Annotated in this window: 19 protein-coding genes; 6 read left to right on the plus strand and 13 right to left on the minus strand. The window is 58.1% G+C overall.

Annotation, left to right across the window (positions count from 1 at the left end; translation table 11 throughout):
• Window positions 1-25 precede the first annotated feature (25 nt).
• The 4 genes from PYH37_RS01960 (at window position 26) to PYH37_RS01975 (ending at window position 3,255) form a co-directional block, all read left to right on the plus strand.
• A complete protein-coding gene (locus tag PYH37_RS01960; RefSeq protein WP_280731788.1) occupies window positions 26-268 on the plus strand; it encodes a hypothetical protein in 243 nt (80 codons plus the stop codon).
• 360 nt (window positions 269-628) lie between these two features.
• Window positions 629-910: a hypothetical protein gene (locus tag PYH37_RS01965; protein ID WP_280731789.1), complete on the plus strand. Its 282-nt coding sequence runs from the start codon at window positions 629-631 to the stop codon at window positions 908-910.
• Window positions 911-1,977: 1,067 nt separating this feature from the next.
• Window positions 1,978-2,535, plus strand: coding sequence for a hypothetical protein (locus tag PYH37_RS01970; RefSeq protein WP_280731790.1), 558 nt, complete (start codon window positions 1,978-1,980; stop codon window positions 2,533-2,535).
• A gap of 417 nt (window positions 2,536-2,952) precedes the next feature.
• Window positions 2,953-3,255: a hypothetical protein gene (locus PYH37_RS01975; protein ID WP_280731792.1), complete on the plus strand. Its 303-nt coding sequence runs from the start codon at window positions 2,953-2,955 to the stop codon at window positions 3,253-3,255.
• 94 nt (window positions 3,256-3,349) lie between these two features.
• On the opposite strand, the gene PYH37_RS01980 is transcribed toward PYH37_RS01975, so the two are convergent.
• From PYH37_RS01980 to PYH37_RS02000, 5 genes are all read right to left on the minus strand, one after another.
• Window positions 3,350-3,760, minus strand: coding sequence for a DUF1236 domain-containing protein (locus PYH37_RS01980; RefSeq protein ID WP_280731793.1), 411 nt, complete (start codon window positions 3,758-3,760; stop codon window positions 3,350-3,352).
• Window positions 3,761-4,670: 910 nt separating this feature from the next.
• Window positions 4,671-4,859: a hypothetical protein gene (locus tag PYH37_RS01985; protein WP_280731794.1), complete on the minus strand. Its 189-nt coding sequence runs from the start codon at window positions 4,857-4,859 to the stop codon at window positions 4,671-4,673.
• A 301-nt stretch (window positions 4,860-5,160) separates the two neighbouring features.
• Entirely contained in the window at window positions 5,161-5,346 is a 186-nt protein-coding gene (locus PYH37_RS01990) for a hypothetical protein (protein WP_280731795.1), read from the minus strand.
• Window positions 5,347-6,116: 770 nt separating this feature from the next.
• Window positions 6,117-6,410 (minus strand): hypothetical protein, encoded by a 294-nt coding sequence (locus PYH37_RS01995; RefSeq protein ID WP_280731796.1) that lies wholly within the window; start codon window positions 6,408-6,410, stop codon window positions 6,117-6,119.
• Window positions 6,411-6,697: 287 nt separating this feature from the next.
• Window positions 6,698-6,865 (minus strand): hypothetical protein, encoded by a 168-nt coding sequence (locus PYH37_RS02000; RefSeq protein ID WP_280731797.1) that lies wholly within the window; start codon window positions 6,863-6,865, stop codon window positions 6,698-6,700.
• A 318-nt stretch (window positions 6,866-7,183) separates the two neighbouring features.
• Between PYH37_RS02000 and PYH37_RS02005 the strand changes: the two genes are divergently transcribed.
• Window positions 7,184-7,504, plus strand: coding sequence for a hypothetical protein (locus PYH37_RS02005; RefSeq protein WP_280731798.1), 321 nt, complete (start codon window positions 7,184-7,186; stop codon window positions 7,502-7,504).
• 819 nt (window positions 7,505-8,323) lie between these two features.
• A complete protein-coding gene (locus PYH37_RS02010) occupies window positions 8,324-8,566 on the plus strand; it encodes a hypothetical protein (protein WP_280731788.1) in 243 nt (80 codons plus the stop codon).
• Window positions 8,567-9,100: 534 nt separating this feature from the next.
• Here PYH37_RS02010 and PYH37_RS02015 read toward each other — a convergent pair.
• The 8 genes from PYH37_RS02015 to PYH37_RS02050 all read right to left on the minus strand — a co-directional run bounded on the left by PYH37_RS02015 (window position 9,101) and on the right by PYH37_RS02050 (window position 21,497).
• The gene (locus tag PYH37_RS02015) at window positions 9,101-10,141 is read right to left on the minus strand and encodes a chemotaxis protein CheB (RefSeq protein WP_280731799.1); all 1,041 of its coding nucleotides are present in this window, start codon (window positions 10,139-10,141) and stop codon (window positions 9,101-9,103) included.
• 7 nt (window positions 10,142-10,148) lie between these two features.
• Entirely contained in the window at window positions 10,149-12,269 is a 2,121-nt protein-coding gene (locus tag PYH37_RS02020; RefSeq protein ID WP_280732500.1) for a hybrid sensor histidine kinase/response regulator, read from the minus strand.
• A gap of 1 nt (window position 12,270) precedes the next feature.
• A complete protein-coding gene (locus tag PYH37_RS02025; RefSeq protein ID WP_280731800.1) occupies window positions 12,271-13,896 on the minus strand; it encodes a HAMP domain-containing methyl-accepting chemotaxis protein in 1,626 nt (541 codons plus the stop codon).
• The gene (locus PYH37_RS02030; protein ID WP_280731801.1) at window positions 13,893-14,543 is read right to left on the minus strand and encodes a chemotaxis protein CheW; all 651 of its coding nucleotides are present in this window, start codon (window positions 14,541-14,543) and stop codon (window positions 13,893-13,895) included. Before PYH37_RS02030 ends, PYH37_RS02025 begins: the two co-directional genes overlap by 4 nt.
• Window positions 14,540-15,913, minus strand: coding sequence for a CheR family methyltransferase (locus PYH37_RS02035; protein ID WP_280731802.1), 1,374 nt, complete (start codon window positions 15,911-15,913; stop codon window positions 14,540-14,542). The genes PYH37_RS02030 and PYH37_RS02035 overlap by 4 nt, the downstream gene beginning before the upstream one ends.
• A gap of 180 nt (window positions 15,914-16,093) precedes the next feature.
• Window positions 16,094-16,786, minus strand: a complete 693-nt coding sequence (locus PYH37_RS02040; RefSeq protein WP_280731803.1) for a response regulator — start codon at window positions 16,784-16,786, stop codon at window positions 16,094-16,096.
• 231 nt (window positions 16,787-17,017) lie between these two features.
• Complete coding sequence (locus tag PYH37_RS02045) at window positions 17,018-20,248, minus strand: bifunctional diguanylate cyclase/phosphodiesterase (RefSeq protein WP_280731804.1); 3,231 nt, start codon at window positions 20,246-20,248, stop codon at window positions 17,018-17,020.
• Window positions 20,249-20,465: 217 nt separating this feature from the next.
• The gene (locus PYH37_RS02050) at window positions 20,466-21,497 is read right to left on the minus strand and encodes a LacI family DNA-binding transcriptional regulator (protein ID WP_280731805.1); all 1,032 of its coding nucleotides are present in this window, start codon (window positions 21,495-21,497) and stop codon (window positions 20,466-20,468) included.
• Window position 21,498 lies beyond the last annotated feature (1 nt).

The following is a 21,498-nucleotide window of genomic DNA, read 5'->3' on the forward strand; positions in this document are numbered from 1 at the left end:
ATGCCAGGCAGCAGAGGAGGATTCTATGGATCAGGAAAAATCAGAGCTGCAGCCCTCGCGGAGCGATGAGGATCGGCGTGAGTTTCTGAAAAGTTGCGGGCGTTTCGCAGCGGTCACTCCTCCCTTGGTGACGATGCTGCTCTCAACCAGCCTTACATCCGATGCAATCGCAAAATCCGGCAGTGGCAAGGGCGGTAAGGGTGGGAACGCTGGAAAGGGCGGAAAGGGTGGAAATAACGGAAAAGGGAAAGCGAAAACTCGCGTTTAAGCATAACAAAGCGCTCTAGAGCGTTCGCATAAGGAACATTTTAGCATTTTGTGAATTGATAAACGTTCGCCCACCGGGGGCAACCCTGTCCGCCAAAATATACGCAAGCAGTGTCCGCAACCCCGCGGGCACTGCTTTTCATCTGTTCGCAAGGTACTCCATCGCTCCTCGCGGCTTGGTCCGGCCTCGCGGATCGCCTCAAGGGCCTTGCCTGCTGACCCTGGCGACTCGCATCAAATAAGCGACTCGTGCTTAGAAACGAGCTTGCGGTCGGGACCCTGCTTGCCGGCGGCAAGATTGGATTAGCTGAGTTCAACGAGAAACGGGAGGGCGTCTTCCTGTGAGCGACCGCCCTCCCGAATGTTCTGCAAGTTAGCGATCGGCGTCGCTTTTGCCGGATTTACTTACCAGGCACGCGTCACCACCGCGGTAACCAGGCCCTTCTATTACCACGTGGGGCCATCGCCGTTAGTCATCATCATCATCATCGTGATCATCATGATCATCACGATCATCGTCGTCATCGTCGCGATCATCATCGTCGCGATCATTATCGCGGTCAGGGTCGCGGTCGCGGTCACGGTCGCCATCGCGGTCACTGCGACTGTCATCACGTTGGACATCGGCTTTGGCAATATCTAGCGTGATTGGGGCAGCGAATGTCGCCATCAACGCTAGCGCCGTCGAAAGAGTAAGAATGCGTCTTAGTCTATCCATTACGCCCTCCCTGCTTTGTCGTGGTCTCCCACGATCGTCAGATTGGCGGACTTCCGTCCGCCGCGAGTACTTATGAAGACTAAAGCAAAAATTCACCCGACATATTGCTTGCGGTATCACAAGTCATTCGGGCTAGAGCTTGAATTACATCATTCGCTCTTTGTCTCTCCATTTTATCTTTATGCGCGCGTAGCACTGACGCGCACATATACGGGCAAATCTCGTTTGAACATTGCCAACAATTGCCCGCTTGCGATGGAGATATTCGCAACAACTAATTTACCACCAAGACGCTGAAGGCAAAATAGCCCAACAGAGCTATACGCGCTTCTAAATCGTTCAAAACGTACTTCCAAACGCGAAATCCTCCTGAATTATAGGGCGGAGACGCCGATGGTTGAAACCAAAGGGAGAAACGGAAGGAGGAAAAGGATACGAAGCTGTCTCAAATCTTTGATTTTGTTTAGCGGCGTCTCTGGTCGAGTGTGGAGCTTTAATGTTTTGCCCGCGGACCAGCATATATAGGTGAGTGTGGCCAAAATCGCTTGTTTTCACTATATATAGTGTCATTCCTTGACGCTCGGCGAGCTTCGCCGGTTAATGATCTAAACCACGCATCGTTGAACACCAGCACGACCGGCCGCGCGCCGGCAGAGGAGGATTTTTGCGCAAATCCGAGTGCACTGCAGCCAGATTAGCTGCGTTCGAAGACGGGATCCGAGCGGATCTGCAAGTGCCCGACGGCGAAGATTGGCACGCCTATCTTCCGGAAAACCGCCGAGGCGACCGCATCTTTGAGCAGTGGCAGAAACTAGCTGCCGTGACTCGTAAAGTCGAAGGGGCCTGTCAATGAAGGTGGCAGACCTGCGACGCCTTCACAATCCTGCTTCACCGCAAGGTTTCCGAGCGATAGCCGCGTTCAGCCTTGAGGTGACGCCAGAAATCAAATCTTCGATCTGCAGTTGATCCAAGCCCAGGACGGCCGCCCCATTATGAGCGCGGAATGGGCAACTGGCGTCGACGATCTATTCGAGGACTTCGACGATCGCATCCGCGGCATGAGAAAGACAATCGACCCACAGTACCGGCCAATCTTGAATCGCTTCGGCGAAAATGCGGCCAGGTTGGCTTTAATTGTTGCAGTGGGGTGTGATCCGAAGGAGCCAATTATTACCTCGGAGATTCAGACATGGGCCAACGCGGTTGCCGAGCATAGTCTGCAGGTCATCCTGCGGGGCGCCAACGACAATATCGCTGACAATGACCGGGCGGCGGAATATCTGCGGGTTCGTCAGCAGGTTACGCGGCGAGGACAGTCGGGCATAACGACGCGCGACATCGTCAAGAACTTGAGGGGCTCGATCGATAAGCGCCGCCTGGAGGACATTTTAGCCATGCTGCGGCAGGCGAGGGAAGTCCACCTCGCAAAGCTCACGATGGATAGTGGTCAGGCCAGGGTGCGGTTTTGGTCGGCAGAATCGCTGCCCGACGGAGCCACCATCATCCCGCACAGAGTGGGTGAGGGGCTGGGGGAAAGGCCCGCGGCGTGACCGGGGAAAGACTAGGTGGAAAGTCGGCGGAGGCGAAAAACTACCGACAAATCTCCCCCGGCCTTACCTCACCCTTCCCCCCAGTCTTTCACCCACCCTTTCATCTAAAAAATACAATAAAAACAATAATACATATAAGAGCGAGTAGTACTTGAGTGGGGATATACCTCCGAGACGTCTTTTGAGACCCCAAAACACACATCGATCACACGCGCGCGAAGGAGGACAGCATCACGATCGAACTCACCGAAACGAAAAACGGAAAAAGGACCAAGCACGCCCTACGTCGCAAGTCGACCAGCTCGACGAAATATCAGGTGACGAACAACTCGCGATGGTGTGGTGCGAAACACACAGGACCTGGGAATGGCATTGGATCGAACGCACCGAGTTGGGCAATTAACAGAGGAGAACACCATGACCAAAGCAGAGGCATTTGCAGCAAAACACGACATCGCAGCTACGTCCGAAGACGTGACGCGGATACGCCGAGCGCTAAGCAGGTTTTACGACGCTGTCGAGGCGATCGATCCGGTTCGCCGCGGCTGGATCCAGCTTCATGATCGCCCGGCTATCATGACAGCCTTCGAAAGACACCAGCACGCCGGCACACGGCGCTGCAATGGCATGGCGGAGATGCCACAGCATTGGCCGACTACCTACCGGGCTTCGGTTTGCTACTATCTCGCGCCTTTGCTTGCAGACGTGGTGAATTCATGAACCTTTTTGGGCAGAGCAGGGCTCGCCGAGCCACAGCGGCACGAAAAAACCCCGCAGCGGTTGCCACGGGGTCTTCCTTTACCATCGGACCCGATCAGTTAATCACCTGAACGACCGTGCGGGATTTAGGCTCAACAATCACCCGCTGCTCATTGACGACTGCGAATGCGTAATTCGGAGATTCAGGAATCGGCGTGAGCACCACTGTCTCTGGAATCGGTTTCCCGACGACAACTGGCTGCTGAACTACCACAGACGGAGGTGCCGGTTGCTGCTGAACGTAAGTGACCACCTCGGGAGGCGGCGGTGCAAGTGCCCCGCCAAGTGCGCCACCGACCACAGCGCCAACTCCAGCGCCAACCGGGCCGCCGAGAATGGCGCCGGTCGCGGCACCGCCGACTATACCGGTAGCAGTGCCGCCCTTGCCTTCGTTGGTATTGTTCTGAGCGACCGCGGAGCCGGCCAGTAGTGCGGCCGTTGCCGCGATGAGTAGAAGCTTCTTCATAGTCTCATCCTTTCGTTGGCTTCGTCACCTAACGAAAGGGAAACGAAACGGTTCCATTCATCGGACCTTAGTCTGAGATGAACAAAGACAAATGACCCATACAGCCACGCGACGTTGCATCGCGTTATTTCAGCACCGTCCGAAAAACCCACAAGGGAAGGAGAAATACTTAATTCGTACATTCCGCGACGGTAGGTTGGTTGAATGGGGATCAACCAAGCAGGGGCACAGGCTTCGGCCAGTGGACCGCGTCAAAGCTGGCGGATGCAGCAATTTATCGCACCGCAGCCCTGACCGCTACCTGAAAACAAAAGCGACGACGCCTTCGCCGATGCGCGCGTCGAGCTTGCCGAGGAACATGTCCGACAGACCAGTCCTCCCGCCCATGTATGATCCGCAAAGCGACGTCGAAGCAAATCGCGAGCTGCTTTGCAAATTGGGCGTCGATGGCTCCGTACCTTTCGACGAGCTGCCAACGTCAGCAACGAAAGGCGATGACGCCGTCGCGAAGGGGGCGGGTTTCCTAGGTGGAATTTCACGCTCGAGCGGGAATGCGTCGAGCAGGCCTGGGAAGCGCCGGAAGTTCGACGAGGCGAGGCCGCGTCGGTCGTTGAAGAAGTCGCTGCTCGCGGCACGTTGAAGTCGATCGGCTTACGCCTTGGCTACAGCGAAGCTTACGCAGATCGAGCCGGCAAGGCAGCGATCATCGACGCCGCCAAAGCGTTAGCGGCCGCGAACGACAATAAAAAAGTTGAGCCCGCCGTGCCCGTTCGTGGCGCAGTATAGCGTATACGGTTGTAGAGATCAGAAATTTAACCCGGCCTCAGAGCCGGGTCTGTTTTTTCGGTGCGCAGCTTCATTTGGCACCGAGCCCGCGTCAGCGATGAACGCGGGACCTCATCACCCAACCCTAATACCGCCACCTCGGTGGCCGTTTGGCATTATGCTGCAGCTCGGAAGCTGTGGCGAACCGGCCGAATAGCCGACGAAGTCGGATCTCTTCTTTCTCACCCAATTGATGTTGTTGACAAAATTCGCGGACGTTCCAAACCTCGGTAACGGTGTGCTTCGAAAGCTTTTCGGCTTCGACATGCTCCATCTTGCTCCTCCCAGGCAGTGGACGGTCAGACTATGCTACTAAAGTCTAATTAAGCAAGAAATAAACTAAGTATTACTTATTGCCTGACGCCGTCTCCTCCGGCGACGGCGATCAAGCGGCAGGTCGAGCGGCTACGGCGGCTCCCTGCCGCTTCTTGTTTTTGCCCCGTCGATAAACCGGGAAGCTAAGCTGATTGGGCGTTATAAGGTGTCGTGCCGACGGCATGAAAGTGGCAGCATCGGCAACCATACACATGGACGCTGGGAGCGTGACAGGCAATCCTGATGGCCGCTCCGGTTCTCTAGCGGCTTCCGCTCGTGTCCGCCGTCTGCGGGATGTAGACAGCCGTGTCAACTCCTTCCTCCAAGAGTGCGCCGCCGATCGCCAAGTATGCGAAGATGGCGCATATCGCGAGGAGCAGAACGCTGACGGGGAATGCCGTGGACGCTCGCCTTTCGGGAGTACTGTAGTCATCGCGTCCGAACATATTTTTCTCTCCCATGATCTTTCATGGAGAACGTAATTGTGAGCAAGGGAGTTCCTTGCCGGACTGCTCGAGGGTGACCCAGCTCCCCTGCGATGCGGGGTTCTGCTTTCGGGCCTCTTTTGTTATTGAGCAGGTTCGGTCGTTGCAGGTGGCGTGGTTGGAGTTACAGCCGGAGCCGGCCCTGTTGTTGTTGCCGGAGGCGTTTCGGCCCTTTGTTCTTCGGACTTTGGCACCAGATATACCAGTGCGAAGATAAGGACGATGACTGCGACGACGCCGATGATCACGAGTCTAATCATGCGCTTCTGCTCCTTCTAGTATCGGTCTCCTTCAATGTATCACGAGTACGCAGGCGCAAGCCCGGCAGGTGGAGGCGGCGCAACGATCGACCGTCGCAGCGACAAGGCAACCGCCTACCGCAAGCTCTATGTTACTGCCGATGGAATTGTCTCCGCGAAGCGCAACTGATGACCTCGCCTCTATGTCGCTTTTGCCTTGAGGTTGAGGACGTCACCGCAGCAGATATAGTTGACCACATAGAGCCGCGAAGCGGCTTCCGTCTCGGTGGCGGCGGCCGATGCTAGAGGCGGTGCTACAGAACGCCGGCGGCGCGATACCCCTGTCGGAATGGCTGCGACACCGTGCGGCGATACATGCGCCTCGCCAGAGAGGCAGAAACAGCCCAGGAAGCTCAAGGAACGCGATCGGCGGCATAAAGTAGGCGACCTGCTGTCTCGGTCAAATTCTTAAGCTGGAGTACCCTGACTGATTTAGGGGGCGTCAGGCTGCACCTCCCGCAAGGTGTCGAATGAGGCTAAGGACAGTTGAGCCCATAAGTCCTGGAGTGCTTCAGCGGCTTCCAACAAGTCACCGCCAACTTTCGCGGTTTTCATTTCTGCGACTGTTCGATCGACTGCCGAGGCTGACCGCTCAGCCGTCTGGTAAAGCGATTGAGCCTGCTGAATTGTCAAATCGGGCGCGCCGATAATCAGTGGAAGCTGCCGAGCGAACATGCTCGCAACCTCGTTTTGCTCCCGCAGCGTCGTTGCCCAGTCAACAGCCATGAAATACCTCTGGTTGTGCGTAGTCGCATTTCAATGTGAGGAATGCCTAAATTAGGGGAAAGTTTGAGTCAAGGAATGGGCGTGGACGTAGGACGGAATGTCGCGGCATCAGTCCTTTAAGAGGATCAGGGAGAAGGCGGATGATGCGGCGCCGTATTCTTTGGACGAATGACGATTTTTGGGGAAGTGAATGGAAGGCGACCACATAAACGAACTATTCACAGGAAGAACTGTACTCGAGAAGATGCGCCTAATGATGGGGTCCGAAATGCTCAGGCAGGCGGACGCTATGCACTCCCCTCCGTTTCGCTGCCCTCATCCAAATCATGGACAGGCAGAAAACCGTATCCCTCCAGCCACTCGCGAATGATGAGGCGGATTAGCGCGTCTCGCGTCATCTCAAGTTCTTCGCAGGCGGCAGCAAACGCCAACTCAACATCATGGTCGAAGATCATTTGATTCCCTGCGCACTACAACCGGGAGCTTAAAGGGTCTCACAGCGCACGTTGCAGTCAAGGCTTAGGGCAGTCGCCCAAAAGGGTTACTGACATGGTGGCACGAAAAAGCCCCGCAAGATGGCGGGGCAAGTCCGCATCCAGTTGCCTTCGTTGGATGCGGAGACGTAGCCCAGAGAGAGCTACGGAGAGACGTTATCTACGGTTTGATCAGAGAGGAAGGCCTGGTTCCGTGATTCCGGTACGCCTCTTCAAAAAATTACCAGCAGGGTAAACGCTTTTCAGTCGTTCTCTCAAGCACGGCAGGGTATGTCGGCAATGCCCGAGATCAGCAAAAATAGAAGCAGGGCTGCGATCGCCGTAGCTGCGGCCACAAGCCAGTTCAAGCGCGATCTACAGAGCGCAGCCGAACGCCAACCCCGCCAGACGTGGTTTCCCCCCTTCGTCAATCACGAATACGCCTTTGAATTTGAGATCGGCCAGCGCGTTGTTCTGCTATGCACTAACGAGTTGGCCATCATTGTGGGCCGCACGCAGCTGTTAGACTGCGAGGATGAGTACGTGATCGAAATTCTTGGAGCAGACTGCGCCCCACTCGGCGGCGTGCACGCGCACCAGATGATCGATGCGACACTCTGATGAGGCGCCCGGAGCGACGGCGAGGGCGCGTTATGACCATCTCGGAGCGATATTTTGAAACTGCTCGAGTGCTGGTACTGGACCGAGGAAGAGGCTGCATTTTTTCTCGCGTCTTTGACTCAACGCCGCGCCGCCCCGTGAAGGCGGCGACCATTTGGGGCAGCGATGGACACGCGCGCTGTAAGGTATTTCAAATGGCTTCTGTTCTAGCAGCAGCAAGGGCGCTGCTGCTAGCGGCGAGTACGTGGTACTGACGTACCGACAAATACGATGCTGCGCGGCCATATACAGCTACACTGGAACACCTGCGTCGCCGCGCTGATGGCGGTACGGGCCACCCATCCAACCTGGCCATGCAAGCGCTGCAACAACACCCGCGGCGAGCGTGACTGGCTGAGTTACGCGTCCTGGCTGCGCAACGAGTTTTAGCCAAGTTGGGTTTCTAGTCACCTATGGCCGGCGCGGTTACCACCTGCGCCAACACCAGCAGCGCGCCGGCCGGTTGCTTGTCGACTAAACGAAAAAAAAGCCGCAGCGCAACCGACCCGTCACGCTATTGGATGGCAGCCGCACACCGGAACAAAAAAAGGACCGCCTCAAGGTGCGAGGCGGTCAAAGCGGAAGCAACTTCGGAGAGCGCTCCAAAGTCGAGGTAGCTTGGCTTTGGAGCGCTCTCCGCCTCACCCACAAAGGGAGGGGAAGATGAGGCGATTAAAATCTATCATCAGACCGCGCCTCGCGAAATTATACGTCGGGTGTTGCCAACTTAGACGTAGGTATCGGGTTAGCTTGTGCCCTAGGCAACCAGAGGAGGATTCTATGGATCAGGAAAAATCAGAGCTGCAGCCCTCGCGGAGCGATGAGGATCGGCGTGAGTTTCTGAAAAGTTGCGGGCGTTTCGCAGCGGTCACTCCTCCCTTGGTGACGATGCTGCTCTCAACCAGCCTTACATCCGATGCAATCGCAAAATCCGGCAGTGGCAAGGGCGGTAAGGGTGGGAACGCTGGAAAGGGCGGAAAGGGTGGAAATAACGGAAAAGGGAAAGCGAAAACTCGCGTTTAAGCATAGCAAAGCGCTCTAGAGCGTTCGCATAAGGAACATTTTAGCATTTTGTGAATTGATAAACGTTCGCCCACCCACCGGGGGCAACCCTGTCCCCCAAAATATACGCAAGCAGTGTCCGCAACCCCGCGGGCACTGCTTTTTCATTTCCCCACAAGGTCAGCCTGCGTCGTGTATGGGGGCCATCTTCAAGTTATGTCGGGAGGCCGGAAGATAGGCTGGTAAAACCCCGATCAGAGCGATTGCAGAACCGCAACCGACGCATAAAGGGTGCAAAGCGGTCCTCACCTCGTGCACCCGCGTGGCATCGCCGTCTCCTGTCGCAACGAAACTTCCGCGCCAGCCATGCGATTTCGCCCAGCACGCCACCAGCAATGCGGGATGGCCTGCATGATCGGCGTTTTTCGATCTTCAAGCTTCGGCGGTTTCGGTGGCATCGCGGCCTGTATGCCGATCGAGATCGGCCTTGCCACAAGCGTGGTCGTGATTTCCGGCTGTTGAAGCGCTGAAACTTATCGTCGAAAAGGAGCCGTTCTATTCGGCCCCTGCCAAGGCGACGATCTTCTCGGCTATGCTCTCGAGCGGCAATACGAAATCGATAAGACCTGCGCCAATCGCGGATTTCGGCATTCCGAAGACTATCGAACTTTCCTCATCCTGGGCGATCGCCTTTCCTCCTGCCTCACGCAGCAAACGAAGGCCTTCCGTTCCGTCATCGCCCATGCCCGTCAGAACGACGGCGAGGGACTCGCCCTTGAAGGCACGCCCAATCGAGCCGAATAGGTATGATCCAGACGGCTTGAAACCGGCAACGGGCGCGTCATCAACCACGCGGATACGTGATCGGCCGGAGACACCGAGCTGGCGTCCATCCGGTGCGAGATAGACGGTGCCCGACCTCAAACGTTCGCCGTCCGCAGCGATCTTGACCTTCAGTGGCAGTGTTGCGTCAAGTGACTCGGCAACACCGTCGATGAACCCGTTGGACATGTGCTGAACGATAAGAATAGGGGCAGGAAAGGTGGCGGACACTTTCATCAAGATCGAGCGGATCGCCGCCGGGCCCCCGGTCGAAGCAGCAATGCCGACAATGCCGATCGGGCTGTTGATGAGACCCGGCCCGCTATCGCTGGCGGGGCGAATAGCGTCTGCCTTCTTGCGCCACTGCCTGACGACCTTCACCTGCGCCATGGCTTTAATGGTCGACAGGAACTTTTCCGTCGCCGCCTTCTCAAGGCGCCCGTGGACCGGGTGAGGCGCAGGAATGACGGCCAGGGCGCCGCCTTCCAGAGCTCGTGCGGATACGGCTCCGAGATCTGAACTCACCTCCCGTGACACCATCACGATAGGTACTGGCGCTGAAATCATGATTTCCCTGATTGTTTCGGCGCTGTCGTCCTCGCCGGGCTCCAGGTCCATGGTCAGGATATCGGGCGAAAGTTCCCGCGCCATCGTTACCGCTTCGGTACCGCATCTTGCCACGCCCACGAGCTCCGTAGCCGGGTCGATACGAACTGCCTTTTCGACGAGCTCCTGAAAATCGATCCTGCATGTGACCAGAAGAACGCGAACCATTGCTCCCTCAAGCGACCTGGCGAATGATTTCCAAAAACTGATGCGCATCAAACTGGTTTTTTGGCAGGTACGCACTGGCTCCTGCCTTTAAGCCGCGCACCTTGTCCTCCGGCGTTTCCCGCCCAGTGACAAGTATCACGGGCATGCTTGCAAGGCTGTCGGAGCCTCTGATCGCCTGCGTCAGTTCGAAACCGTCCATCCTCGGCATATCGACATCAGCGACGACAATGTCGGCGCCATGATTCAAGAGGTACTTAAGCGCCTCGCCACCGTCTGCAGCCAATGCGACATCGTAGCCCGCCCCCTCGAGGATCAACTTCACCATCGTTCGGATATATTTGGAGTCGTCGACGACGAGCACTTTGCGCTGTTCAGCCTTGCCCGCGTGTCGGGGAAAGGGTTCCGGCTCTGCGCCGTGAGCCATGGCGGCCTCCGCCACGGCCGCGGCATTGAGAAGGAGCGCAATCCGGCCGTCAGGCAGGACCATGCCGCCGCTATAGCGGCGGACTTTGGCGAGGCGTCGCCCCAGTGATCGCGCAAGAAGCTCCTGTTCGCCCGCGACTTTATCCACGATAACTGCCGTTTGAATTTCTCCTGCCCCAATAACCACAGCCGGCACGACATCCATCGAAGGGCGGCGGCTAGCCGGCCGTAGTCCAAGCCAGCTGGCAAGGTCGATGTAGCGCATCGAACCCGTCGTCATGCTCCTGTCGGCCGATGCAGCAAGGTCTTGGGTGGAGACCCGGATCACGCGCTGAATAGAAGCGGTGTCAATCGCGAAAACATGTTCAGCGGCAACCACTTCCAAAGCGCGAACGGTTGCAAGCGTGAGAGGCAAGGTAAGTGTAAAGACAGCGCCTCCGCCTGGCACCTGCGCCACTTCGGCAGTACCACGCATTTCCTCGACTGCGTTTCTGACGATATCGAGCCCCATGCCGCGACCGGACAGCCTGGTGACCGTGGTCGACGTGGAGACGCCCGGCTCAAAGACCCTTCGAAGAAGCTGCCCTTCGTCTTCGCATACTGATAACCCGGCCTCGTCGGCAAGTTTCCATAGGGATGCCGTATCCAATCCGCGGCCGTCATCCTCAACCAAGACCTGCACTCGATCGCCGGACACCGAGGCTGCGAGGACAATTCTTCCCTTTTCCCGCTTACCGGCGATCCGCCGTTCCTCGGGAGACTGGACGCCATGGGCAATGGCGTTTCGGACAAGGTGGCGCAGCGAATCCTGTAACCCCGCTAGGATAGAGCGGTCGATCTCGATCTCGCCACCCTTGATCACAAGCTCTGCTTGCTTGCCCGATGCCGCCGCCATGTCCCTGACGATGCGGTCGAGCCCCTTGCAGGCTTCGGAAAAGGGCTGCGTGCGTGCACGCCGCACCTCCTGATCAAGCGCCGACACAGCGCTATGCATCAGCCTTCCGTCCTGGCGGAGCGACGCAGCAAGTTCGCGTAGCCCGCTTTCGATACTCGCGGCCTGAGCCGCCGATAGGTTTTTCGCTGCGCGCAGCCTCCTTGCTTGTTCTCTGAGAGAAGAAGCCTGTTCGGCGTGTCGCCGAACGACCGCATCACAAGCGAGCAATTCGCCGCTCCTGTACAATAGGATGTCGAGCCGTTCGGCGGACACCCGCATGGAACCATCCAGGTCAGTTGAGCGAACTGGTACCGGATCCACCGAGGAGGGAGGCGGCTTCGTGTCTTCCCCGCCGGAATTACCACCCGAAGCAATTGCCGCCTGAAGCTTGAGAAGTACGCCCTCGGCATGTGCCGGCGAGGGGATCTCGCCCTTCGAAAGGAGCCGGGCCGCAGCCGCGATCTCGTCCGTTGCCGCCAGCAGCAGGTCGAGCTTCTGTCTGTCGAGGACGAGCTCTTCCCTCGCGGCACGCGAGAGCACTTCTTCCATCCAGTGGCAGATTGTTTCGATGCCGCGCACCTGAACGAGACCTGCGGCCCCTTTCAGGCTGTGCACTGTCCTTAAGATCTGTTCCTGTAGACTGCGCCTCTCGTCCGGCACCGTGGTCTCTTCGAGGGTGAGCAGTGTACGTTCGATCTCGGACGCTCGTTCGCTCACTTCTTGAGTGAACATTTCCAGCAGCTGACGGTCGAGTTCTTCAGGTTTCATCATCTCAATTGCCATGGTCGGCGAGCATCTCCTTTAGTCTCGACCCAAGCTCGTTGAGGTCTTTAGCGGCCTCTTCTGCCTGTCTGATCGCCGAGAGATTCTGGCTGCTCGTCTGTTCGATGTAATGCATTGCGTCGTGTATCTGCTTCATGCCTGCCTTCTGCTGGCCGGCCGAGGCTGCGATCTGTGCAACCGAGCGGGCTGAATCCGCGATAATCGCTTCCAACTGCCGGATCGTCTCACCCGCTTCATTCACCGTCTCGAGGGCGCGGCCGACGCTCTTATTTCCTTCCTCAGCGCCGACGACTGCGGCATTGGTCGATTTTTGAATTTCCATCAGAATTCGCCGGACTCTCGTGGTGGCGGATTTGGACTGGTCGGCAAGCGTTCTGATCTCGCTGGCGACGACGTTGAAGCCCCTGCCGTGGTCGCCGGCACGGGAAGCCTCGATCGCGGCGTTCAGCGCCAGGAGGTTGGTCTGATCGGCGATCTCCGCAACAACCGAGACGATCTCGCCTATTTCCACACTGTTTTCCACGAGCGACAGGATGTCGCCGGCGATCGCTTCCGTCCGTGCGCTGACCGTATTCATTGCCACGACCGTGTCGTCGAGTGCCTTGCGTCCTTCGCTACTGACCTTGACGGCGGTGTCGTAGGAGCCAGCCACCTGCTGAGCGCGCTGCGCCGCCTGTTCCGCCGTTTGCAGCACCTCGTCGACGCTGGTTACGGTTTCGGCGACGGCCGAGGATTGCTCGCGCATTCCCTCGACCTGCTGCGTCGTTCCGGCCAGAATCTCGGCTGCCGAGGATGAAAGATGCTGCGCCGTTTCCGAGATCGTCGCGAGCAGTTCCTCCAAGTGTTTTCGGTCTGCCCTTTCGTTCTCGATCATGCCGGCGAGCTTCGCCGTCATCTCGTTGAATGACGAACCAAGAAACGCCAATTCGTCGCGGCCCTCCACGATAGCTTTCTGAGCCAGATCGCCGCCACTGACTTTTTCCGCCACGCCAGCGAGAGCACGCGTGCGGAGGGCAAAACGACGGACGACCCGAAGGACGAGAACAAGCAGGGTTAAGGCCAGCCCGGATAAGCCTAACTGCAGCATCTGGGATCGTTTTAGGCTGATCGCAGCCGTCTGCTCGATCATGTCGATCTTTTCGTTGATTTCGGCTGCGTAGGTGCGGATCTGACGGTCGAGCTCGTCGAGCGCGGCTTGGCTTGGCGGCGTCTGGGCAGTTGTTCTCTCAAGAGCGGGTCTCACTTGTTGCAGCCAGCGCTGCCGAAGTTGCTCCAACTGCTGAAGAGCTTTCGGGTCGGTCTCTGGCGGAAGCCCAAGGGATTTGTCGCCATCGATCAGTCTAGAGAGCATATGCTCATTGCGGTGCATCAGGTCACGAAGTTCCGCTACGGCCGCTGCCCAATTCGGGTCCTCGGGGCGGGGCAGGCGTCCCGCCAGATAAAGCATCTGGTAGAAGATGCGCTCCTTGCTGAGCGAGGCGGCGGCAGCGAGGTCTGCGCGCACCCTTTCCAAGGCTACGAAGCTCGATCCGACGACGAGGGCGGATACCGCCATGAAAAGCAGCATTGCAAAACCCAGCTTGCCGTAGAGGCCTCTCGCCCATGGGAACCTCATTGAAGCTCATCCTTTTCCCTCGCGTCGCCGGCGGCGATCTCCTCGCCCTCCAAAAAGAACCTTGGGTCGTTAAGAAAGAGGTCACCGTCGAGAACCACTGTCCCATCGCTCGTCATTGCGCGACCCCAGTCGCCGTCGCTGCCGTCGCCATGTGCGGGGAGCATGTCCTCCGGCGAGAGCTCCGTTACCTCCGGCATGCTCTCCGACAGGATTAGGAACTCGGGCTGCGTTTCACCGCAGACAACCGCCCAGTCGGCAGTCGCCGGAATATCCCGTTGCAATTCGAGCAGACCGCGCAGATCGAATACTGGAAGCAATTGGCCGCGCAAATCATAAAGGCCGAAGACATAGGCAGGCATGCCCGGAAGTGGGCTGACACGTGCTTTCGAAATGATCTCGCAAATATAACGTGTATCTACCGCGAATCGGCGCTCCGAAAGGACGAAGGATACGACGCCCGCTAAGCGCTCGCCCTCGCCAGCCGCTGGCTCAGGTCCGGGCAAGGACGGGTGCCGCTCGCCGCTTGCACCAGCGTCGTGCTCAGCCGATTCCAGAAGTGCCTCAGTCTGTTCGATTGCCGCTGACATGCGTCGCCTGACGGCCGCCCAGTCGATGACGTTGTTAGCTGCTTTGGAGTGGGTGGTCATTGCGCCTCCAAACGTCGCCACAGGTCCGCGATCTCCCGCCTGGCGAGCGCCACAAGATGTCCGGACGCTTCATCGGACAGCGAAACGGGTTCATGCGGCGGTCGGGAAAGACAAAGTGAGAGCGCGGTTTCGAAGGCATGCAGCGCTGCCGGCGCATCGCTCTCCTTGAGGCAGACGCCTAGGTAGAACTGGGGTGCCGCGAGCGTTGTGTCCAGATAGATGACGCGCCGCAAGGCGGCCGCAGCCTCTTCAGTCGATCGCTCGCCCAGAAATGAGAGGCCCTGCAGGTAGTGCAATTCGGCCGAGAGGGGATGGGCTTCGATCGCTTCTTCCGCGAGCTGAGCGGCACTGCGGATATCGCCCCGGCGCAGAAGGGTCCGAATCTTGCGGGCAATCGAGTTGGCCCGGTCGTCATGAGCCGAGTCTGGCGCATGAGGGGAGTGGCCCGGAGTGGGCGGGATCTCGCTTAGCGCACGTTTTGCCCGGCGCGCTGAAACAGGCCCGGTAGCGGCGATGAGGCTGTTGTTGGCCTGCCGCGGGGCCTCCAAGGGACGCCGATAAACCACGCCTGCAGATGTGATCGAAGTCTCGAACGGTGCATGCTTCCAAAGCGGGGGATCGGCTGGAGCGGTCAGCAGCCAACCTCCCTTCGTCAGGCAGGCATACAACTGAAGCGCGATGCGCTGGACTGCGGCCGCGTCAAGATAGACGAGCACGTTGCGGCAAAGGATCAGGTCGAAATCGGAGAGACCTTTATCAGGTGCCGGAAGCGCGTCGGCTCCAAGAGTGTGGTGCGTGAAGCTCAGCCGACGCGCCAAATCACTCTTCAGCCGAAACCGCGCTCCGTGCTTAGAAAAGTACCTTTCCTTCAGAATTTTGTCCGTATTTCTCAGAGACCATTCGCTGTAATCACCCTTCATGGCGTCGGCGAGCGCGTTGCGGGATATATCGGATGCGGCTATCCGCGCATCTTCCGTAAGGCCATCTTCTTCGCAGAGAATGGCAAGCGAGTAGGGTTCTTCCCCTTTCGCGCAGCCGGCGCTCCACATCCGGAACGGCAAGCCCTGAGATCGGCTCCGGCGCAATTGCGGAAGAACCGTGCGTCTGACGAAGTCAAACTGGGCAGGACCGCGGAAGAAATAGCTTTCCCCAACAGTGACCTCGTCCACGAGCTCGTCTGTCAAATTCTGGTTTGTGTCGATCTGCTCAAGGAGGAGCCGGAGATCGTCGATGCCGCGCCGGGCCATCACCCGGCGGATTGCCGTGCCAGCAGCTTCTTCCCGGGATTGCGAAAGGCTCAGCCCCAGCTTCTCTGCTATCGCGGTAACGAGAACGGCGAACTGGACAGAATTTGCGCTTTTGACCTTCACAACGTACCCCCGCCGGTAGATGCGGGATTCGCGGCGGCAACTGCCCGGCAGGGTCTGACGTTTGCAAGGGTTTGGCGCATTCTCGTTCCACATCCATTTCGCTCAACTATCGTAACTACGTCCTCGCAACGATTCGGGCTATTCGGCCGGATGGCTTAGAAAGCGGCCTAGCCGACCGGACTAGCGCGAGCCTCTTTCGGCCATGGGCAACAGACGAGCGCCGGCCGCGGCAGCCTCCTGGCGGTTTCTCACCCGAAGGCTGCGGAAGAGCGCCGCCATATGGATCTTTACGGTTCCCTCGCCGAGGCGAAGCTTGCGGGCAATTTCCTTGTTCGAGAAGCCCTGGACGAGAAGCAATAGGACTTCGCGTTGCCTAGGGGTGAGGAATTCGACAGCCCGATGGACAAGCTCTTCGGGGCGCCCTTTCGTGGCCGGAGCCGACTCCATCTCCTGCGAAGGGGCGGTGCGGCCAGCCAACGAGGGCGGTACATAGATCGCGCCGCTCAAAATGGCGCGGATCGCTTCGGCAAGATCGTTTGCGCCGAGCCCTTTCGGCACATAGCCGTTTATGCCCGCAGACAAGGCAGACAAGATGTCCGAACGGCGTGATGACGCCGAGACGACGGCAACTTTCAGATCGGGGTGGACGTCGCGAACGGCGGCAAGACTGGCGGCACTCTCCATGCCAGGCATCGCGAGGTCGAACAATGCGAGCGAAATGTCGTCGCGCTCGGAAAGGCGCTCAATGGCTTCATCGAGTGACCTCGCTTCGATCACATCCGTAAAACCAAGCTTGGTCTTCAAGATAAAACTGAGCGCTATCCTGAAGAATTCATCGTCATCGGCAATAAGTGCGACGTGTAACGCATCCATTGCACTCTCCTCGCCGGCCGTCTGGCACTATGCGTGACCTTCAACCTTGGCGCCCGGCCTACAACTAACGATCGTCTTCGCAAGAGTTCCCGTCATGCATTCTCGCGTTCAGTCTCAATGCGCGGTAGTGATGAGATAGTGCCACACACGTGCGGCAACGTGTACCCTTAAATCCCAACGGGTTAGGCTGCCGCCTGTGGCGGCGAACCAGCGGGAAACCGATAGGATGATCTAATCTTCTCCTCTCAGTGGGCCGTCGGCGATCAGTTTGGAAATTTCCGACGCCGGCAAAGGGCGCGAGAAAATATAGCCCTGTACCTCGTCGAAACCTTCGGCGTTCACGGTTTTCAGCTGATCCTCAGTTTCGACCCCCTCGACGGTTGTCATCATGCCGAGGCTCTGTCCAAGACCCGCAACGGCCCTGACGATTGCGAGCGACTCTTTCCCCTCCGGCAGATCCCGAACGAAGGTGCGATCGACTTTGATCTTGTCAAAGGGAAAACTACGGAGATAACCGAGAGACGAGTAGCCGGTGCCGAAATCGTCCATGGCGATCTTGACGCCAAGCTCCCGTAATTGCTGAAGGAGCTCAAGATTGTGCTCGCTTTCGTCGAGCAGAACCGACTCTGTGATCTCCAACTGCAGCCGCGCAGGGTTCAGACGAGCAGCCGAGATTGCATCGGCGACTGCCTTGACGAGCTTCGGGTGCTTGAACTGAACCGGTGACAGATTGACAGCGACGCTCACGTGCTCCGGCCAGGATGAGGCCTGGAGACAGACTTGCTGCAAGACCCATGCACCGATCGGCACGATCAATCCGGTCTCTTCGGCAATAGGTATGAACTCCGAGGGTGCAATCATGCCTCTTTCGGGATGACGCCAGCGCAACAAAGCTTCGCACCCTGTCACGTGTCGAGTCTGCAGGCTCACCAACGGCTGATAATGGAGCTCGAATTGGCCCCTTGCGAGCGCGTCACGCATCGTGAGCTTCATTTGCTGATGCGCTTGCAACTGCGCATGCATTGCGGCATTGAAGCGTCTATAGGTCCCGCGCCCGCCAGCTTTCGCGCTGTATAGTGCGATATCCGCAGCCTTGATCAGTTCGTCTGCGGAAGTCCCATCTTCAGGCGCAAAAGCAAGACCGACGCTGGCGCCGATCGTAATGTTGACGCCCTCGACATTGAACGGCTCGCTGAGGGTATCGATAATCCGCTGTGCCAAGGAAAAAGCATCGTCACGGCCCCTCGCCAGCGGCTGTATCACCGCGAACTCATCACCACCGAGCCGCGCGACGGTGTCGATAATCCGAACAGACTGGATAAGCCGAGCCGATACGAGACGCAGCAGCGCGTCGCCGGTCGGATGCCCGTACGTGTCATTGACGGTTTTAAAGCCGTCGAGATCGAGACAGAGCACCGCCATGTGCTGAGAAGCGCCGCCCTTGCTCAAAGCCCTGTCAAAGCATTCACGGAAGAACATACGGTTCGCAAGCCCGGTCAGCATGTCGTGACGAGCCATGTGCGCCATCTGTTTGTGTGCCAGGAGACTATCCTCCTCCGCCCGCCGGCGATCGGTTATGTCTCGGAAGAAAACGGAAATGCCTTCCTGTGTGGGCGAGGCGTTTGCCTCGAGCCATATGTCGAGAGAAGGCAAATAATCCTCGAAGGCTGCACGGACGCGTCGATCCATGACATCCCGGCATCGCCTCGCGAAGGTTCCTTTTTTTTCCTGGGGGAATAATTTCCAAAGAACAGTTCCAAGCGCTTCATCCCCGATCTGCAGGAGTTTCTTGGCATTCTCATTCAGATAGCGAATGCGCCACCGTGCATCGAGCAGCATGACACTATCCATTGTGCTGTCGAGAACTGCGGAAAGTTGCTGGGCGGCAGCTTCGGCCCGCTTTTGTGCTTGAGCGATTTCTTCGCTGGCGCGCCTCGCCTGCGTGATGTCACGCCAGATCGACAGCATGCGAGCGGGCTTTCCGTCAGGCCCGATGATCGGAGCTGCGATCACATCCATGCATCGGTCTTCGCCCTGGGCATTTCGAACCGTGATCTCGAAACGAGCCGTCTCGCCCTCTCTGACCTTATCCCAGCCAGCTTCGACTATATGCGCATCGGAAGGCTTGCCGATAGCATCCCACGTTTGTGCTGCAACCTCGGCGTCATCGGTCAGGCCGAAGATCCTCCGCCCGGCCTTGTTCATAATAAGCGGGCGGCCTTCCATATCGAGAACGCGCACGCAGTCGGGACTGCTATCGAAAATGCTTCTGATGAAGGCCTGTGATTCCTGTTGGGCCAGTTCAGCGGCTCGACGCTCAGTTATATCGAGGGCTGAGCCCACATATCCGAGAAACGTTCCGTCGGCGGAAAACCGCGGTTGGCCGACATCGAGCATCCATGCCCAGCTTCCATCGGCACGCCGCAATCGGTACTCGCTGCGCACCGGCTCCTGGCTCGTGTGTGCCTCAAAGAAGGCTTGTGTCACCTTCTCTCGGTCATCGGGGTGGATGACATCGACCCAGCCGAAACCCAGCGCCTCTTCCTCCGTCTGTCCGGTGGTGTCCAGCCAAAGGCGGCTGAAGAAGCTTGTGTCGCCGTTCGGGTCTGCAACCCAGATCATCACCGGCGCGTCGTCGGCGATCGCTCGAAAACGTGCTTCACTTTCACGCAAGGCATCAGTTGCGCGTCGGCGCTCGTCGACATCTTCCAAAACACCGTACCATCGCAAGATCCTGCCATCCGGCCCCCGCCGCGCTGCCGCACGCGCCCGGAACCAGCGATAGGACCCATTGGTGGTCAAAATCCTATACTCAAGATCCAAGGGCTCGCCACTGGAGAGCGATCGGCTCCATCGCTCCTGGAACGCGGTGGCGTCTTGCGGATGGACTGCCTTTGACCATCCGGTTCCAAGGGCTTCTCTTTTGGGTAAGCCGGTGAGCTCAGTCCATCGCCGGCCGACTTCCAACACCTCTCCCGAGGCGTCTGCAGTCCAAGGGACTTGGGGGTGAAGGTCGACGAGAGATCGGTAGTGCGCTTCACTTGCTCTGAGCGTTTCTTCGGTCTCGCGAAGGTGAGTAATGTCCGCGATTACGGCTATTAGAAATTTCTCCTCCGTCGCGCCGACGGGGACCTTCACGCAGCGTTTCTTCGTCAGGAGTGTCCGAGTGAGACCGTCTGGTGCCGTAATTTGTTCTTCTAGCTGGTGATCCTCACCGGTCGAAAGTACGACCCTGTCGAGGGCCACGATCCTGTCGGCTTCCTCCCTTGGCAATATGTCATGGTCTGTCCGTCCGATGAGCTCATCCCGAGCTACGCCTAAGAGGTCGCACGCCGCCCTGTTGATGAAAACAAATCGCGACGTATCGTCCTTGATAATCACGGGTTCGGCGATACCGTCGATAAGACGTTGAAAGAAGTCATGTGATTTTTTGGGCGAACTTTCGGACAGTGGAGCATTCATGTCGGTCCCCCAAAACCATTTAAGCGGCCATCGATGTTCCATATAACAGAAGTCGAACCGCCGCCGGATCATACAACCTGCATTAACGGTTGCAGCAGCCGTCTGGTTCCCGCGTCGTCGCGTTTTTTATGATTTCCCACAAGGACTTGCTCGCGAACGCCGGGCGACGTCATCGCGGGGCCGAGGGGATGCATCAGAAATGGCCGGTGAGACGGGCTCAGATATTCTCAGGAGTATAAATGTCGAAGGGCAGGAAAGTCTGTCCCGGAACGCCGGCCGCCCCCCGATTGATCGAGCCGATCATCAGGTTGATCGTTTCTCGTGCGAGCGCTGAAACGGGTGTGGCGACCGCCATCATCACTCCCTCATCGGCAAGTGCGGCGCGTGACTCCGGTGTCAGTTCATTGACGACCACCAGCAGCTTGCCTTCGAGCTTTTCCTCACGGATTGCCGAAATCGCGCCCTCCATGCCGCCGCCGCAGACATAGAAGCCGATGAGGTCGGGATGCCGCTGCAACAGGTCGAGCGTCGCTTCATGGGTGATCTCGGGCGTGTCCAGGTTGACCATCGTGTCGAGGACTTCGAAATCGGGCGCGTTTTCACGAAAATAAGAGCGAAAACCGATCTCGCGCAGTTCATGCCCATGAAAGCGGTGACTGCCGACGAAGGCTGCGACCTTTCCTGGCCTTTTTGCCGCCTTGGCGATCATCCAGGCGGCAGTCCTTCCAACCTTCTGGTTGTTCAGCCCGATATAGCCTTCACGTACCCCGGCCGCAAAGTCGGAAAGGAGTGAAAAAACGGGTATGCCGCGTTCCTTGAGTTCCTCGACGGCGGCCGCTACGGCCGGATAGTCGGGGGCAACGAGGGCAATCGCTTGATTGCGCGCCGCCATCGACTTGAGCTTCTCGGTGATGCCTGAAGGCGTTGAATTGGCGAGGAAATCAATCTGGGGGACGGCGCGGACGTTCGGCAGTGACAGCGCTGCGTTTTCGATTTCCTTTGCCACCGACTGATAGAAAGATTGCTGAGGTTTTTGCAGAAGAAAGCCCAGCCGATATTGGGGAAGATCCTCAAATACACGCTGCCGAAGAAGACCGACCGCGTGATAGTCGATCGCCTTTGCCGCGTCATAGACCCGCCGCGCCGTTTCTTCCCGCACTGGATGGCGCCCGTTCAACACACGGTCGACCGTTGCAACACTCACACCCGCCGCCCGAGCGAGGTCCGCGATTGTCGGCCTGCTGCTCATG

Source organism: Sinorhizobium numidicum (assembly GCF_029892045.1).
Lineage (GTDB): Bacteria > Pseudomonadota > Alphaproteobacteria > Rhizobiales > Rhizobiaceae > Sinorhizobium > Sinorhizobium numidicum.

Excerpts from the sequence above, each read along its gene's own strand:
- PYH37_RS01960 (WP_280731788.1), top strand. The coding sequence starts at position 26 with ATGGATCAGGAAAAATCAGAGCTGCAGCCCTCGCGGAGCGATGAGGAT.
- PYH37_RS01965 (WP_280731789.1), top strand. The coding sequence starts at position 629 with ATGTTCTGCAAGTTAGCGATCGGCGTCGCTTTTGCCGGATTTACTTAC.
- PYH37_RS01970 (WP_280731790.1), top strand. The coding sequence starts at position 1,978 with ATGAGCGCGGAATGGGCAACTGGCGTCGACGATCTATTCGAGGACTTC.
- PYH37_RS01975 (WP_280731792.1), top strand. The coding sequence starts at position 2,953 with ATGACCAAAGCAGAGGCATTTGCAGCAAAACACGACATCGCAGCTACG.
- PYH37_RS01980 (WP_280731793.1), bottom strand. The coding sequence starts at position 3,760 with ATGAAGAAGCTTCTACTCATCGCGGCAACGGCCGCACTACTGGCCGGC.
- PYH37_RS01985 (WP_280731794.1), bottom strand. The coding sequence starts at position 4,859 with ATGGAGCATGTCGAAGCCGAAAAGCTTTCGAAGCACACCGTTACCGAG.
- PYH37_RS01990 (WP_280731795.1), bottom strand. The coding sequence starts at position 5,346 with ATGTTCGGACGCGATGACTACAGTACTCCCGAAAGGCGAGCGTCCACG.
- PYH37_RS01995 (WP_280731796.1), bottom strand. The coding sequence starts at position 6,410 with ATGGCTGTTGACTGGGCAACGACGCTGCGGGAGCAAAACGAGGTTGCG.
- PYH37_RS02000 (WP_280731797.1), bottom strand. The coding sequence starts at position 6,865 with ATGATCTTCGACCATGATGTTGAGTTGGCGTTTGCTGCCGCCTGCGAA.
- PYH37_RS02005 (WP_280731798.1), top strand. The coding sequence starts at position 7,184 with ATGCCCGAGATCAGCAAAAATAGAAGCAGGGCTGCGATCGCCGTAGCT.
- PYH37_RS02010 (WP_280731788.1), top strand. The coding sequence starts at position 8,324 with ATGGATCAGGAAAAATCAGAGCTGCAGCCCTCGCGGAGCGATGAGGAT.
- PYH37_RS02015 (WP_280731799.1), bottom strand. The coding sequence starts at position 10,141 with ATGGTTCGCGTTCTTCTGGTCACATGCAGGATCGATTTTCAGGAGCTC.
- PYH37_RS02020 (WP_280732500.1), bottom strand. The coding sequence starts at position 12,269 with ATGATGAAACCTGAAGAACTCGACCGTCAGCTGCTGGAAATGTTCACT.
- PYH37_RS02025 (WP_280731800.1), bottom strand. The coding sequence starts at position 13,896 with ATGAGGTTCCCATGGGCGAGAGGCCTCTACGGCAAGCTGGGTTTTGCA.
- PYH37_RS02030 (WP_280731801.1), bottom strand. The coding sequence starts at position 14,543 with ATGACCACCCACTCCAAAGCAGCTAACAACGTCATCGACTGGGCGGCC.
- PYH37_RS02040 (WP_280731803.1), bottom strand. The coding sequence starts at position 16,786 with ATGGATGCGTTACACGTCGCACTTATTGCCGATGACGATGAATTCTTC.
- PYH37_RS02045 (WP_280731804.1), bottom strand. The coding sequence starts at position 20,248 with ATGAATGCTCCACTGTCCGAAAGTTCGCCCAAAAAATCACATGACTTC.
- PYH37_RS02050 (WP_280731805.1), bottom strand. The coding sequence starts at position 21,497 with ATGAGCAGCAGGCCGACAATCGCGGACCTCGCTCGGGCGGCGGGTGTG.